Consider the following 14,887-nt stretch of genomic DNA (forward strand, 5'->3'; position numbering starts at 1 on the left):
CCGGTGTAGGCAGCCGGCGGTGACGAACCCTATGAGTGCCGAGGCCGACCACTCTGGTCCCGTTATTTAGCCTGAAACGGAAGATAATGGCACTAATGGCGTGAAGACAGAAGCGGAAGTTGAATAAGCTCGTTTCTCTCATCGTCTGTAATCTGAAAAATAAATCATTGACAGAGGATTTGATTAGACCCAGTTTCAACGGTAGAGATTGAATCGCTGGAAAATGGCACCAATCAGTACCGCAACGGGGATGATTTCGAGGCGTCCGACCCACATATTGATGATCAACATTGCCTTGGCCGAATCAGGCATCGTCGGGCCGGTAATCCCTGAGTCCAGCCCGACGTTACTCTGGGCGCTCATTACGTCGAAGATAACGTACTCGAGGGGATGAGTTGGTGAGAGAACACGGAGCAAGACAGCAACGCCAATCGCCAAGAAGACAACCCAGAAGATGAATACGACGGTTGCTTCCGTATACTCACGTTGCGCCTGTCCTTCGTCAAGTCGTCGTTTGCCGATTTGGAGATACTGAACCGCGGCCGATGGCCTGAATACGTCTCGAATCTGCCAGGCGGTTCCCTTGACTAGTGTGATCACACGGATAAGTTTGAGGCCACTTGTCGTTGACCCAGCTGCGCCCCCCGTAAGCATTCCAAGACACATCAATAGTGTTGCGCCAGCACTCCAGACCTGTTCTGTCCCCTCACCGACCGTCGCAGTACCGAATCCAGTATTCGAGACCGCGGACACGAACTGGAACAGCCCGAGTCTAAATGTTTCTTCAAGTGTATCGTACTGACCATTCGCATACAAGATCCCTATCAGCGTAAGTGAGCCAGCAATAAACCAAATGAATACCCACCGCGTCTGCAAATCGGCGTAGAAGTTCCGTATCTCGCCCTTATAGATCAAATAGTGGATAGGGAATGCGATACTGCCGGCGAACATCACCGGCACGACGGCGTATTCGATTAGTGGGTTATTGTAATGTCCGATCGACGCCGCGTGGACGGAGAAACCGCCGGTTGCGATTCCTGTCATCCCATGATTGATCGCGTCCCACAGCGGCATGCCGACCAGCAAGAACAGGATGACTGACCCGAGAGTGAGCCCCACAAAAATCTTCCAGATTTCCCTAACCGTTGTCACGATACTTGGATGAATCTTTTCCGACCGAGCTTCACTCTCGTAGAGCGTATACGACCCACTGGTTCCGCCACCCCGACTGAGAATTGCGACGGTCAGTACGATAACGCCGACGCCGCCAATCCATTCGATGAATGACCGCCACCAGTGCAGCGACCGTGGCAGCTGCTCTTCGACAGCAGCCATCGTGAGCCCCGTCCCGGTGAAGCCACTCATACTTTCGAACACCGCGTCCAAGGGCTGAAGGAAAATAACCGTCGTGTCATCCATTGGTGGGGTATTCATCCAGACTGGAAACGGGTCAATCTGGATCGTCCACGCGATGAACAAGAACGGCAAACCGCCGAGAATGCCGATAACAGCCCACGCAGTCGCTGCTGTGACCATTGCATCGCGTTTCTCTGGCGGATCAGCGTCCTGGTATCGCCAGGCGAGTCCAGTTCCGAGTACACCCATTATTACCGCCGTTACAGCAAAGGAGGGGATTGCGTAATACTCACTATTAACCGCTGACACGATGATCGAAATTGCCGACATTAGCGAAATAGCCTGTATAATCCGACCAACGTCGTGTCCGACCGCTTTTGTGTTTACTCTTAGCATGAATCCTCAGTTAAGATACCGAATAAACGGCTTTTTACACGTACCATCAGCCTGTATCGAGTTACCCCGACCGGTGGAGAAGTTAGCCACATTAGCAAAACTATATTTTTGTCAGTTATATCGCCCTGTCCTCGTGGTGACCAAAAAGATCGGTGAGTTCTGGGTCGGCTCCGTTCGCGGAATAGACCGTCAGTAGATCGTTCACTTTGATGTGGGTGTTTCCGCGCGGCGTTAGTGGCTTGTCTTCTGTTTCTCGGCCGATAGCAACAATCAATACGTCATCTGGCAACAGGCCTTCTTCACCTGCTTCGTTGAGTGTCTTTCCAGCAATTGGTGCATCCTCTGTGACCGTAATTTCAAAGACTTCGGCCTCCTCGCCGATTCTCATATAATCGACAATTGCTGGTCTGGCGACTGCCCTGTACAGATGTCCAGCGATTAGCTGTTGTGGGTTTTCGATCGTGTTCACGCCGATCTGGCGGAAGAGGTTCATGTGCTCCGCGTTATGAACGACTGACGTAATCGCTGGAATCTCAAGTTCCTTGGCTAGCAGACAGACCATCACGTTCGTTGCGTCCTGATCGGTCGTCGAAATGATCGCGTCAGCACGATCCGCACCGGCGTCCTCCAGCGTCTCCTTCGTAGTTGCATCCGCATTCAGTACCATACAGTCGTAGTCACTGGCGATTTCGTCGGCTTTCTGTGTGTCCCGTTCGATAACGACCACTTCGTTACCTGACCGAGTCGCAATGTCGATCAGTGGCGATCCGATGTCACCTGCTCCAACGATGATGATGTACATGTGTAGTATGAATTATGCGTTTGTTGGCATTTCACGCGACTGGCGTCGGGTTACACTCACGCTCCGCTCACCTCTCGGTCTGGTAGAACCAGAATCGGAATGTCGCTGCTCTGAACGAGATTGTGGGTGACGTCGCCTGTCAGCAGCTTGCGCCAGCGGCTCCCCCCACGAGGAGTAAAGACGATTGCACTGGCAGTACTGTCGTGGGCCGCATCCACGATCGACGATGCGATGTCGGTTCCGTAGCGGAGATCTGTTTCGAGCGTGATCTCCGAGTCGGCCAACTTGTCGGCAACGATTTGGAAAATCTCCTCGGCACGCTGTTCACGTTGCTCAACGGATGCTTTATCAGGGGCACCACCAGCCTTTTTAATTACGTGGACGGCGATTACAGTCGAATCCGACCCCTCAACATATGGGCGGAGTGCAGCTGTCGTCGCCGTGGCGTCATCACGGTTGGCAACTGGAACAATAACCCGCTGGGAGAACGGTTCAGTCATCTGAATCGCCTCCGGCGTCCTCATTGACTTTCCCAAGATAGTGCCATTTGTACCGGCCCCCCTCGTCGTCGATATGTGGTTCCCATCTGACTCTGTAGGCGAACGGACCGCGTGCCTCACCCGTTTCATCCGGTCGTTCTACGACAGCGATTGTGTACGCGCCGTGATCCTTTACAAGAGCGAGTTCCTTCCCAGGGCACGATTCGATTGCATCCGTTATCGACGGATGTTCTCGAAGGAGTTGCTGTGCGTAATCGATAATCACCCTGAGTTCGCTATCACTGCGGTCTTCAATTGCAGTAATAAGTCGTTCAGGGAGATCGTCCGGGGGATCGATATCAGATGAAGTCATACGTTGTAGTGAATCACTGCCGTTTTTCATTCGGCTGGGTGGACTACGGGACTACTGTCACAGAGTCTGGCTACCATATGAAGAATTTTTGCTGCGCAATAAATATTGGCATTCTATTTCGTTTTAGAGTATTAATTGGCCTACAGATTTCGCAGAGGCGAAATTTAATCGCCGAGCTGAACTTAGTAGGTATTAGATGGGGGTCACCACTCTTGCCTGACCAATTTGATCTTCCAAGGAAATCACTACGCGGGCGAGTTGCAAGAACCATCGAACGAGTCTGTGTAATTGCTGCTCGCTGGTCGATCCCGCTGTTTCTTTCCGTCGGTTTCGTTTTCTTCGTGTACCTAATTGGGGGATCTATCGCAATCTCAGCAGGGTTGTGGTCCCCATCCTATGAGTTTCTATCACTATCAGATGATATTTACCTTGCATGGCTTGGATTTCTCTCAGGGACCACGATTTGCATCGGGACAGGTTCATTGATCGGACTCGCATTTCTTACCGAAGGGGATGGACAGATTCACAACGAAATCTCGATTCTAGCTTCCTTCATTGGGTTTGGTTTCGGGGCTGGACTTCTTCGGATCACACATATGACTGTGTTAACATCGCTAATCTAACCGTTGGATCACCCGTTTATTTGTTCCGGCTACGGGCCTCAGCTAGTATGACAGTACATGCTTCTACAGACCACCGAAGGACAACAGGAAAGACCCTATATCAACCCCGATTGTAGTTCTGGTATGGCTTACCACGTTGATGAGATCGATAAACGCATCCTCTACCGTTTAGCAGGAGATGCTCGAAACACGTCAACTTCAGACATTGCGGAGGAGATGGACGTAACCCCAGCAACGATCCGGAATCGGATCAAACAACTCAAGGAGGAAGGTATTCTTCGGGGGTACCGTGCTGATATCAATTACAAATCTATCGAAGGGTATGTGACGTACCAATTTAGATGTACGGCCGCTATTCCGGATCGTAAGCGACTTGCTCAGTCTACTCTGGAGATTCACGGGGTAATAACAGCTCGAGAATTAATGGCCGGTTCTTCAAACTTGGTGATTACCGCTGTCGGAGCAGACACCAATGAGATTACCCAAATTGCACATAAAATCTCTAATCTCGGGTTAGAAATCGACGATGAAAGTGTGATAGAAGATGAATACCACACTCCATACAGTGCCTTCGGTCCTGATGACGTGCCGAAAGGGCCGTCATTAACTGATTTTATGAGTCTCACTGGGGACGCGGAAGTCGTTGAATTTACCGTCTCAGAAGAGGCCAAGGTCGCAAATAAGACTATTGAGCAGGCTGTCGATAAAGGGCTGCTGGCCGACGAAATGCTTGTAGTTGGCATTGAACGAAACGGCGAAGTACTCACCCCGAAGGGAAGCACCGTCATTCAACCAGGAGATGTTATTGCCCTGTTCTCAAAGACACCGTTAAAGAAAGATTCTTTAGAAGAGTTTGGAACAGGGTAATATTGTATACCCGCGAGGTCTCCACCTTAACGATGGCTTACGTTACCAAATTAAATTTCTGCATTTGTGCTCTATATTACAAATTTTTCCAAGATATTAGAGACAATATTCGTTACCACTCGCCACTTCCTATTTATTCGTTCAATAACGAATGCCTCTCCTATGTAAAAGATGCAGACCTCGGCATTCGATTAGGAAATCAAAGTCGTTAGAGCCCGATGGGTTTGATGTAGTCAAGATACTCTTCTCTTGCCTCGGAGCGGTCAACGCGAGTGTAGATATCCATCGTCTCGCTTTCCGCATCACCACGGATATACTGGAGGATGTGCTGCTTCATCCCCTGATTCCTCATCAGCGTCGTGAATACCGTCCGGAAAGTATGCGGTGTGAACTTCTTGTGGAACCGATCCTCGCCATCTTCCATGACTCCTTCACTGGTCGCCGCCTCTCGGACAGCACGCTGAATCACCGTCTTCGTCAACCGGTCATCACGGATACTCACGAACAGGTAGTCCAGATCCGTATCCCGTCGAATCAGCCTGAACCGCTTGATCGTCCGAATCGTCTCACGGTCAATCGGCACCACCGTCTGCTTCCCACCCTTTCGTTCTCGGAGCCGAACAAAACCGTCGTCCAGCATCAGGTCGTCCATCTTGATCTCCAAGGCTTCCTCCAGCCGACATCCGGTCTTCGCCAGTAAGACGGCGACGGCCTTGTTCCGCGGATTCGGAATCGCCTTCACGATTTTCTTCGCGTTCTCCCACGTCGCACAGTCGGGGCGCTGCCGGATCTGCTTCGGAATCTCCTCCAACACGACGCCAGCTGGATTTCCGGTGATGTTCTCGAACCGTGGTCGCTTCATCGCATAGCTGAAGAACGCTGATAAAGATTCGAGGTAGCGCCGTTTCGTATTCTGACTGACCCCGCGGTTATCCAAGATACGCAAGTACTCCTCAATGTGCCGTACCTCCGTCTTCTCCGGCGTGAGATCGGGAAAGTGCTCATGGTAGTGCCGCTTGAGTACCCTGCTGTAGGAGTTCAGCGTTCGCGGACTGCGCCCTGTGGTCTGCTTCTGCTTGATGAAGTCGTTGATCGCGTCGTGCTTGTTCTCGTAGACCGTCTCGTACCAGTCATCGGCCATCACTCCTCACCTCCAGCAAGTCGCCACCCGTGACCGTGCTCGAACTCGACCTCCTCACGATCAGCCAAGAAATACAGTTCGTCCTCGATTGGTTCTCGCAGCAGTTCGTCGACCGTGTCACTCTCGACGACCTTCTGTAAGACCCCGTCGAACGTCTGGTACTCCTCAGTGAGGAATTGTTTCAGGAACGCCGAATCGTCAATCGTCACCGAGTCACGATTCTGCTGTTTCGCCTGCGCCAAACGGTCCTCCAACTCCTCGATTTTCTTCTTGAGTCGCTGAACTTCTTGGTCGCTGCCCTGGGGCGCGAGGAACCCTTCGTCCCTGATCGCCCGGGCTTCCTGGATCAGTTCGTGCAGGTACTTACTAGTACTCTTATAATTTTTTTTTCATCCGCTTCTTGCTGCCACGTCTCCTTGTGGCTCATCGGTACGTAGATTTTCACCAGTCCGGTGTCTTGCGACATACCCATGTTCTCTTTCCAGCCAGTCATCTAACAACACCTCCGTTCGTCTCCATATCAACAACATATTCATCAATATTTTTATACTTAGTACTAACCGGAGCTTCCGTGAGTGCCGAGGCCACCCATCCAGAGACGTATGAGACAACTGGTAGCTTCGGGAGCAACCTGGCCACACTGCGTATATTGAGTTGGCTCGAAACGCGCTACTCGTCCAGTACCTCAACGTCGAACTTCGAGCGCCAGCGGTACCGCCGGCCACCCCAAACGAACGTGTCGCGTGAGAATGCATACACTGCTAGTGGAACAGCAGCCGCGAGTGCCGGCACGGTCAACAGGAGCGAGAGCCGTCGGATTCCGAAGCTTGCACTGACGCCAACTGTCAGCAGTGTGAATCCGACCGCGAACAACGGCGAAAGAACACAGCCGACGAGAACGGCGACGAGCGCGCCAAAGGAGAGTTTCGCTACCGTTGGGTCGTGTGTCGCGAAGATTTGGTTGAATCGGACGTGCCGTTCGAGCGTCTGCCGGAAGGTGCCGCCCATCGGCACCCGGCGTACGCGCCGAACTGACGTCACGTCGGTGTGTTCCCCGAGCAGTCCATCGTCGCTAATCGTCTGGCGAAGCTCCGAGAGAAACGCGGCCTCGTCGATATCGCTTCTGTCGAAGATGACGGCTCCGCCCCAAGCGTGGTCACCCGCGTACGTCCCGAGCGTGCCACCGAGGACGTAGACCGGTTCCAGCAGAACCGCAAGCGGGTCTTGGCCGACGAACGCCGGTAGCTCCGTCGTTGGTCCGTGTTCGGCGTAGTCGGCCTGGAGTTGGGCGAGCCAGTCCGGCGGGTGGTGGAAGTCGTCGTCGGTCCAGACGAGCCGGTCGTGGTTAGCGGTCTCCATCCCCGCGGCGATCGCGTTTGCCTTCCCGGAACACTCGACGGGGTCGCCGGCGGCGACCAACTGGACGTTTTCCGGAAGTGGTGTTCGGTCCACAACGGGGTCATCCTCGCTGTCGTGGATAACGAGGAGTTCGTCTTCGGGACCCAACTGTGCGGCAACGTCGTCGCAGGCATCCGTCCACGACACAGTCGGGAGGAGTACACTCGTTGGCATGTATTCAGCGGTGTAGCGTGGTGACGTGCCGCAGTTGGATGGTTTCGAGTACCGTGTGTGTCTGTGTGGCCAACATCGGTGTCTGGATAATAAGCGTAGGCATCAATGGGGTTTTTGTTGTGTTACCACCAGCGGCTCTGAGCTTCCCGGGGCGGCGAGACACACATCGAGACGAGAAGAACCGAGCAGTTGTCAGGTTGTCCTACGTCGCGGCTTCGATTGCGGCTTCGAGGTCGGCGATGATTTTCGCCGGGTCCTCGATGCCGACGGAGAGTCGGACGAGTTCGTCGGTGACGCCCGAGGCCTCTTTCTCCTCGTCGGTGAGCTGTTGGTGGGTCGTGCTCGCGGGATGGATGATGAGCGTCTTCGCGTCGCCGACGTTGGCGAGCAGACTCGCCAGGTCGGTGGATTCGACGGTTTTCCGGGCCGCCTCGTAGCCGCCCGCGAGACCGAAGGTAATCATCCCGCCGTAGCCGCCGTCCAGATACTTGCTGGCGTTCTCGTAGGTCGGGTGGGATTCGAGACCGGGGTAGTTCACCCACTCGATGTCGGGGTGGGCGTCGAGCTGTTCGGCGACGAGCATCGCGTTCTCGCAGTGGCGCTCCATCCGCAGCGGGAGCGTCTCGATCCCCTGAATCGTCTGCCACGCGTCGAACGGTGACTGCTGATTGCCGAGATCGCGCAGTCCGCGGGCGATAGCGGCGTAGGTGAACGCCGCGTCGCCGAACGTCTCCGCGAAGTTCACGCCGTGGTAGGCGGGGTTTTCGCTGGCGATTTCGGAGTACTTCTCGGGGTAGTCGGCCCACGGGAAGGAGCCGCCGTCGACGACGACGCCCCCGACGGTCGTGCCCGAGCCGTGGAGCCACTTCGTCGTGGACTCCCAGACGAGGTCGGCCCCGTGTTCGAGCGGGCGACACAGCGCCGGCGTCGCGAACGTGTTGTCCACGAACAGCGGCACGCCGTGGTCGTGCGCGATATCCGCGACGCGCTCGATGTCCGGCGTGTCGAGGGCGGGGTTGCCGATGGTTTCGAGGTGGACGTAGGCAGTGTCCTCGTCGATAGCCGCCTCGTATCCCTCGTAATCGAGGGTGTCCACGAACCGGGTGCTCACGCCACGTCGCTCGACGCTGTGGGTGAGGTAGGTGTAGGTGCCACCGTACAGCGAGTTCGAACTGACGATGTTGTCGCCCGCCTCGGCCAGCAGGAAGGTCGTGAGATCGAACGCGGCCATGCCGGAGCCGGTGGCGGCCGCGCCCACGCCGCCTTCGAGGGTGGCCAGTCGCTCCTGCAGCGTCTCGACGGTCGGGTTCATCAGCCGCGAGTAGATGTAGCCCGGCTTCTCGAGCGCGAACTGCGCGGCCGCGTCCTCGGCGTCGTCGAAGACGTACGAGGTCGTCTGGTACAGCGGCGGTGCCCGTGCACCGGTCGCGGCGTCGGGTTCCTGTCCGGCGTGTAGCGAGTCGGTCGAAATCGAACGGGAGTCTGGGTCGTCGCTCATACGCTACTCGCGCAGCGAACCCGCTTACAGCTACCGCTGTGTGCAACACTCACACGGCTGGAGCGAAAACGAGACGGGAGTCGGGCGACTCGCTACTCTTTCGGCCCGTGGCTCTTGCCCGAGCGCGTACTCGTCTTGTGGTGGAGGCGGACGGCGAGCGCGAGCGGGACCGACAGGAGCGTCCCGACCGCGCCGGCGACGCCGACGCCCTGCCAACTGAGCGCCTGCTGTGGCCCGTTGCCGACGATGACGACCCCGCGCATCCCCTGGTCGCTGTATTCCTCACACTCGTAGGTGGAGAGTCCGTCGCCGCCGAACTCGACGGCGTACTCGTAGTCGGACGACGACGTGGTGGCCGACTCGTAGCCGAGTTCGGGGTCGACCACGTCGTACTGGTTCGGGCCGTCCCACACCCAGCGGACGGTGGTGTCCGGCGAGACGTGAATCGCCGGCGGGTCGAAGGCGAGTTGGCCGCCGTTCCCCTCCGCGCCGACGGTGACGGTCACCTCGTCTGTGCCGCGCTTGTCGACGACGCCGGTGTAGTTGTCCGTGTTCGCGAGCCAGCCGTCGAACGACCGGGCGTCGGGCGCGTCCTGCTCGCCGGTGTCGGTCTCGTTGGCCGACGGCGTCGGGGTCGCGGTGCTGCTTCCGGGCAGCGACACGCTCGCGTCGCCCACGACGACGGCACCGCGCATCCCCACGGCCTTGTGGGGCGTACAGTAGTAGCGGGTGACGCCGGCCGACTCGAAGGTGTGTTCGAACGTCGCGCCCTGGTCGCCCTGCATCGAGGACTCGAAGCTCCCGTCGGAGGCGACGACGTTGTGACTCCCCCCGCCGCCGGTCCACTCCCAGCGGATGGTCGCGCCGGGGTCGATGCGGACGACCGGCGGACCGTAACCGAACGCCCCGCCGTTGGCGTCGGCGCCGACGGTGACGGTCACCGTGTCGCTGCCAGTCCGGTCGGCGACGGAGCCGGCTCCGTCTGTGTCCGCGAGCCAGTCGGTCAGGTCGGTCCCCTCCTGTGCTGCGACCGGGCTAGCGGCGAGGGTCGCGCCCGCGCCGGCCGCGCCCAGCATGAACGTTCGTCGTGTTGGCATAGTATCACCCCTCGTAGCCGGCGTACTCCATCAGGTCGGCGAAGATGTCCGTGTCCATCGCCTCCTCGTAGACGATACCGGTCAACATCCCGCCCGGATAGCTCGACCCGTTGCGGACGTGGTCGACCTTGTGACAGTGCATCAGGTAGATGCCGGGGTCGGCGTCGGCCTCAAACTCGACGGTGTAGCGTTCCGCCGGCGAGACGGACTGCACGTCACGCTTGTAGCGGGCGGCGTCGGGCACCTGTGAGCCGTCCCGTTCCACCACCTCGAACCGGTGGTTGTGCATGTGCAGCGGGTGCGACCGGAAGCCGGCGTTAATCCAGTGGAGCCGGACGGTGTCGCCCGAGGAGACGACGATCGGACTGCCGTCTTCCGGATTGAGCGTCCGGGGCGCACATTTCCCGTTGATGGTGAACACGTCCGGGCGACGGTTCGTGATGTCGTAGGTGGCGTCCTGCCCGGCGAGCTGGCGGGAGAGCCGCGAGTCCCACTCCTTGACGGTCATGAAGTACTCCTTGTCGGCGGGCTCGTACCCCTGCGGGTCGACGCGGAGCGTCCCGTACATCCCCATCTCCATGTGCCGCGGCGTCTGGTAGTGACAGTGGTAGATGTGGGTGCCGGGGACGTTCGCGGTGAACTCGTAGGTGTGGGTCTCGCCCGGGCCGACGGTGATGCCCGTCGTCGTCGGGACGCCGTCGTTCTCCCAGGTCTTGTGGATGCCGTGGAGGTGGAAGGTGTGGGGCATCTGGGCCTCGGAGTTGTCGAGGGTCACCTCGAACTCCGACCCCTCATCGATGCGCAGGATGGGCCCCGGAACCGACGGGTCGCCGTCGTCTGCCTGCCACGCCCACACCATCGGGAGGTCCACCGGGCCGCCCATCGACTCGCCGGGGTGGGCGCGGTGGGCCGCCCGCACCGTCTTCAGCGTCACCGAGTTCCCCTGCTCGTTCAGGTCGACGACCTCCGGCGGGCTGGTCGTCGGCATCGACTGCGACAGCGTCGACGCCGCGTTGCCCCGTTCCTCGACCGTGGGGTCGGTCGTCGTCATACAGCCGGCTGCCGCGACCGCGCCGGTCGTGCCTGTCGCCGCCACGAACTCTCGCCGCGTGATACCGTCGCCGGGTGCGCCAATCTTCGGGGTCATACAGATACGCCTTGTCGGGGGTCACAAGTAGCCCCCCACGGTGAGTCCCACGCTCGGGGATGCGAGCGAACACGTTCGGGACGTAGTATATAAACCGACGGTCGAGAACTTCGGCAGGGTAATGAGTCGTGGGAACTGGACCACCGACAGGGATGGCACGCGCACGACTCACCGTCACGACGCCGGAGGGTTCGTGGGCGGGGCGAGTCACGCGGGAACACCCCGACGCGCACGTCCGGGTCAGAACCGCGAGCATCGGTGAGCCGGCGACGCTCGTCGCGGAGGTGCGAGCGCCCTCGCTCGCTCCCGTCGTAGCGGCCATCTCGGAGGCGGACGGCGTCGACTCGCTCGATATCCTCGACCGCCACGGCGACACCGCGGTGTGTCGGCTCACCGTCGCGGACGCCGGGCCGCTGGCTGCTGCCGCGGCCGCCGGCGCACCCCCGGAGTATCCGTTCACCGTCGCGGACGGCACCATCGAGTGGGAGCTAACCGCCACACGGGCGGCGCTCGCCGACCTCGCGGACGAGCTCTCGGAGCGCGGCCTCGAGTTCACGGTGGCGGAGATGCGCCCCGGCGACGACGGCGAGCCGCTGCTTACACCCCGACAGCGAACCGTCGTCCAGACGGCCGTCGACAGCGGCTACTACGAGGTTCCCCGCGGCTGTTCGCTCGCCACGGTCGCCGAACGGACAGACCTCTCGAAGTCGACGTGTAGCGAGATTCTCAGACGCGCCGAGAAGCGGCTGCTCCGGCGGTATCTCGACGGAGGGCGAGCGTGAGCAATCCGTTCGAGGAGTCGGTCGACCCGGCGGCGGTGTTGGCCGCGCTGGACGACGACGCCTGTCGGGAGCTCATCCGCGAACTCGACGCCCCGCACACGGCGGACGAACTCGCCGACGCGTCGGACATCGCCCGGTCGACCGTCTACCGGAAGCTCGACACCCTCACCGACGCCGGACTGGTCGAGGAACGGACCGAGGTCCGGTCGGACGGCCACCACACGACCCGCTACGTCCTCGATTTCGAGGCCGTCCACGTCCTGCTCGACGACGACCGCCACCTCGACATCGAGGTCGACCGCCCCGAGGAAGGACCAGACGAGCGCGTCGCACGTCTGTGGACAGAGATTAGAGATTCGACATGACACACCCATACGCAATTGCAGCACTGAAGACAGTCACGCTGGCGCTCGGACTCGTCATCACCTACTACAGCGTGCAGGCGTATCGCCGGACGGACGCGGAGCCGCTTGCAGCACTCGCGCTCGGCTTCGGTATCATCACCATGGGCGCGTTCACCGCCGGCATCTTGGACTGGTTTGCCCCCGTCAGCCGCGACCTCGCGCTCGTCGTCGAGAGCGCCTTCACCGCCCTCGGCTTCGCGGCCATCTTCTATGCCCTGTTCGTCGACCGGTCAGGCTGACGGGTATCGCCGCGAGAGTCCCCGCAGCGTGGCGACGAACAGCCCGCTCGCGAGGAGAAGGCCTCCCGCGAGCGCGAACGCGACCCCGTAGCCGGCCGTCGCGACCCAGCCGCCGAGCGCGCTCCCGACGCCGCCGCCGACCGCGCCGAGCGCCGTGTAGATGCCGAGCGTCTCGCTGCGAATCGCCGGCGGCGCGTGTCTGGTGACGAGCGCGGTGCCGGCGACGGCGATGACGGCCCACGTCGCCCCGATGACCGTGAATCCGACCGCAGCAGCGGCGAAGGCGACCGACTGGCTCGCCACGCCCGCCAGCAGAGCGACGGCCGGAAACAACAGCCCACGAACGAGCAGTCCACTCGCCTGTAGCCGCCGGAGGTCGACTCGGGCGCGGCCGACCCACCCGTACAACAGCGCGGACGCGGCAGAGGAGAGCAGATAGAGGAAGAACACCTGACTGGAGCCGAAGGCGCGCTCGGTGAGAAAGAGCGGCAGCGGTGCCCAGAAGACGGCCGAGCCGGTGAAAAAGAGGAACGCGGCCGCGAGATACGCCGCGAGCGTCGGGGTGAGCCGAGCGCGAAGCTGTGCCGGGTGGAACCGTCGGGTCGCCCAGTAGAGCCGGTTCGGGGTGAACGGGAACGTCGCGCCGGCGACGTTCCGGCTGGAGGACGCGAGCAGGCGCGCGACCCGGTGGGCGCGGCGCTCGTCGGGCGCACCCGTTCCGGACGTGCGGGGGAGCGTCCGCGCGACCCCGACCGCACTCACCGCGGCGGCCACGGCGAGCAGCCAGAACAGTACGGCAGTCGGGTCGCCGACGAGTCGCCCGCCGACGAGAGGCCACACCGTCCCGAGCACGAGGCCGCCGGCCCACCCGTACCCCTGGTACGTGTTGAGCCGGCCGATCTGTTCGTTCCACTGGGGTTCGGGGACGCCGTCGACGACGAGCATCGTGACGACGAGCGGGACGGAGCCGGCCGCGAGCCAACAGACGGTGTTGACCGCGATGATGGCGGGTGCACGCTGGAGGAACGGAAGCACGGCGAGCGAGAGCGCGACGGTCGCGAGCGTCCCGAGGACGAGCCAGCGACGGTGGGCGACCGTGGTCGCGAGCCGGCCGAAGAGCAGACTCCCGGAGGCGGCGACGAGCGCGGCGGCGGCGGCCAACAGCCCGAGCTCGGCGACGGAGCCGCCACGCGCAACCAGATACAGCGGGACGAGCAGCGAACTCCCGCCGAAGGCGACCGACCCGATTCCCCACGGGACGAGCCACGGGCGTCTCATGTGTTCGGTCTGCTCACACCACAGGGAAAGTCGCTTCGACAGGTGAACCCAGGGATTATGGGAGCGACAGGCGACTCAGCACGCATGAGCCGCGACCCCGCATTCGATGTCTCGACCGACACGGACCCGAACGACATCCTGCTGGTCGGCACCGCAGACGTTGGCGTAGCCGGTCTCACCGCCGTCGACTACGTCACCACGCAGGCCGACGCGACCCAAATCGGCCATCTCGCGACCCGACATCTCCCCGATATCACGCCGTTCACCGACGGAGTCCCCCGTCGCCCGATTCGTCTCTACAACGTCGGGGAGAACGTGACCGTCTGCGTCTGTGAGCTGTCGCTGCCGCCGTGGGTCTCCGAACTGGTGAGCGAGGAGCTGCTGGCGTGGGCGAGCGAGACGGGTGTCGAGACGATTGCCGCCGTCTTCGGCGGGGCTTACCCGCACGCCGAGGAGGACCACACCGTCTCCTACGTCGGCACCGAGCCGTTCCGCGAGGAGGCGATGGCCGACCTGCCGTTCGAGCCGCTGTCGGCCGGCTACTTCGACGGCCTGCTCGGGGAGCTGCTCACGGCCGGTCTCGACGAGCCGGAGCCGGCGGTCGGTGCACTGGTCACGCCGGCGCACCCGCCGGGACCGGATATCGACGCGGCCGTCCGGCTCGTGGAGGCGGCCGAGACGGCCTACGGCGTCGGCGTCGAGACGACCGAACTCCGGAACCGCTCTGCGGCACAGCGGCAGTACTACGAGGCGCTCGCAGAGCGGATGGCGGCCCTGCGAAACGAGGGGAGCGACCGGCCGTACGACGACCGGATGTTCATGTAGCTACGCCG

General features: G+C 60.5%; 16 protein-coding genes. 5 read left to right on the forward strand and 11 right to left on the reverse strand.

Features of this window, described 5'->3' with window-relative positions; all coding sequences use genetic code 11:
- Positions 1–195 precede the first annotated feature (195 nt).
- From DM818_RS02455 to DM818_RS02470, 4 genes are all read right to left on the reverse strand, one after another.
- Positions 196–1,752, reverse strand: a complete 1,557-nt coding sequence (locus DM818_RS02455) for a TrkH family potassium uptake protein (RefSeq protein ID WP_075938245.1) — start codon at positions 1,750–1,752, stop codon at positions 196–198.
- A gap of 115 nt (positions 1,753–1,867) precedes the next feature.
- Positions 1,868–2,554 carry a potassium channel family protein gene (locus DM818_RS02460; RefSeq protein ID WP_075938244.1) on the reverse strand — a complete coding sequence of 229 codons (687 nt, stop codon included), beginning with the start codon at positions 2,552–2,554 and terminating at the stop codon, positions 1,868–1,870.
- A 56-nt stretch (positions 2,555–2,610) separates the two neighbouring features.
- Positions 2,611–3,054: a universal stress protein gene (locus tag DM818_RS02465; RefSeq protein ID WP_075938243.1), complete on the reverse strand. Its 444-nt coding sequence runs from the start codon at positions 3,052–3,054 to the stop codon at positions 2,611–2,613.
- Complete coding sequence (locus DM818_RS02470; RefSeq protein WP_075938242.1) at positions 3,047–3,406, reverse strand: hypothetical protein; 360 nt, start codon at positions 3,404–3,406, stop codon at positions 3,047–3,049. Before DM818_RS02470 ends, DM818_RS02465 begins: the two co-directional genes overlap by 8 nt.
- A 746-nt stretch (positions 3,407–4,152) precedes the next feature.
- Between DM818_RS02470 and DM818_RS02475 the strand changes: the two genes are divergently transcribed.
- The gene (locus DM818_RS02475) at positions 4,153–4,896 is read left to right on the forward strand and encodes an Lrp/AsnC family transcriptional regulator (RefSeq protein ID WP_075938241.1); all 744 of its coding nucleotides are present in this window, start codon (positions 4,153–4,155) and stop codon (positions 4,894–4,896) included.
- A 208-nt stretch (positions 4,897–5,104) separates the two neighbouring features.
- On the opposite strand, the gene DM818_RS02480 is transcribed toward DM818_RS02475, so the two are convergent.
- The 6 genes from DM818_RS02480 to DM818_RS02505 all read right to left on the reverse strand — a co-directional run bounded on the left by DM818_RS02480 (position 5,105) and on the right by DM818_RS02505 (position 11,351).
- Positions 5,105–6,037 carry a tyrosine-type recombinase/integrase gene (locus tag DM818_RS02480; protein ID WP_123123897.1) on the reverse strand — a complete coding sequence of 311 codons (933 nt, stop codon included), beginning with the start codon at positions 6,035–6,037 and terminating at the stop codon, positions 5,105–5,107.
- On the reverse strand, positions 6,037–6,246 hold the full coding sequence (locus DM818_RS02485) for a hypothetical protein (protein ID WP_153952258.1): 210 nt from the start codon (positions 6,244–6,246) through the stop codon (positions 6,037–6,039). The genes DM818_RS02480 and DM818_RS02485 overlap by 1 nt, the downstream gene beginning before the upstream one ends.
- A gap of 460 nt (positions 6,247–6,706) precedes the next feature.
- The gene (locus DM818_RS02490) at positions 6,707–7,609 is read right to left on the reverse strand and encodes a glycosyltransferase (protein ID WP_075938240.1); all 903 of its coding nucleotides are present in this window, start codon (positions 7,607–7,609) and stop codon (positions 6,707–6,709) included.
- 202 nt (positions 7,610–7,811) lie between these two features.
- Entirely contained in the window at positions 7,812–9,107 is a 1,296-nt protein-coding gene (locus tag DM818_RS02495; RefSeq protein ID WP_123123896.1) for an O-acetylhomoserine aminocarboxypropyltransferase/cysteine synthase family protein, read from the reverse strand.
- 92 nt (positions 9,108–9,199) lie between these two features.
- Complete coding sequence (locus tag DM818_RS02500) at positions 9,200–10,204, reverse strand: halocyanin domain-containing protein (protein ID WP_123123895.1); 1,005 nt, start codon at positions 10,202–10,204, stop codon at positions 9,200–9,202.
- Positions 10,205–10,208: 4 nt separating this feature from the next.
- A complete protein-coding gene (locus DM818_RS02505) occupies positions 10,209–11,351 on the reverse strand; it encodes a multicopper oxidase domain-containing protein (protein WP_123123894.1) in 1,143 nt (380 codons plus the stop codon).
- Between the two features lie 152 nt (positions 11,352–11,503).
- On the opposite strand from DM818_RS02505, the gene DM818_RS02510 reads away from it, so the two are divergent.
- Genes DM818_RS02510 through DM818_RS02520 form a run of 3 tightly spaced genes read left to right on the forward strand, consistent with a single transcriptional unit; the run spans position 11,504 to position 12,776 of the window.
- Positions 11,504–12,133 (forward strand): helix-turn-helix domain-containing protein, encoded by a 630-nt coding sequence (locus tag DM818_RS02510; protein WP_075938236.1) that lies wholly within the window; start codon positions 11,504–11,506, stop codon positions 12,131–12,133.
- Positions 12,130–12,498: a winged helix-turn-helix domain-containing protein gene (locus DM818_RS02515; RefSeq protein WP_153952259.1), complete on the forward strand. Its 369-nt coding sequence runs from the start codon at positions 12,130–12,132 to the stop codon at positions 12,496–12,498. The genes DM818_RS02510 and DM818_RS02515 overlap by 4 nt, the downstream gene beginning before the upstream one ends.
- A complete protein-coding gene (locus tag DM818_RS02520; RefSeq protein WP_075938234.1) occupies positions 12,495–12,776 on the forward strand; it encodes a DUF7521 family protein in 282 nt (93 codons plus the stop codon). The genes DM818_RS02515 and DM818_RS02520 overlap by 4 nt, the downstream gene beginning before the upstream one ends.
- On the opposite strand, the gene DM818_RS02525 is transcribed toward DM818_RS02520, so the two are convergent.
- Positions 12,768–14,054: an MFS transporter gene (locus tag DM818_RS02525; protein WP_153952260.1), complete on the reverse strand. Its 1,287-nt coding sequence runs from the start codon at positions 14,052–14,054 to the stop codon at positions 12,768–12,770. The genes DM818_RS02520 and DM818_RS02525 overlap by 9 nt on opposite strands.
- Before the next feature lie 84 nt (positions 14,055–14,138).
- Here DM818_RS02525 and DM818_RS02530 point away from each other — a divergent pair, with 84 nt between their 5' ends.
- On the forward strand, positions 14,139–14,879 hold the full coding sequence (locus tag DM818_RS02530; protein WP_153952261.1) for a proteasome assembly chaperone family protein: 741 nt from the start codon (positions 14,139–14,141) through the stop codon (positions 14,877–14,879).
- Positions 14,880–14,887: the final 8 nt, after the last annotated feature.

Origin of the sequence: Halosegnis longus (genome assembly GCF_009663395.1) — an archaeon.
In the GTDB taxonomy this organism is placed as follows: domain Archaea; phylum Halobacteriota; class Halobacteria; order Halobacteriales; family Haloarculaceae; genus Halosegnis; species Halosegnis longus.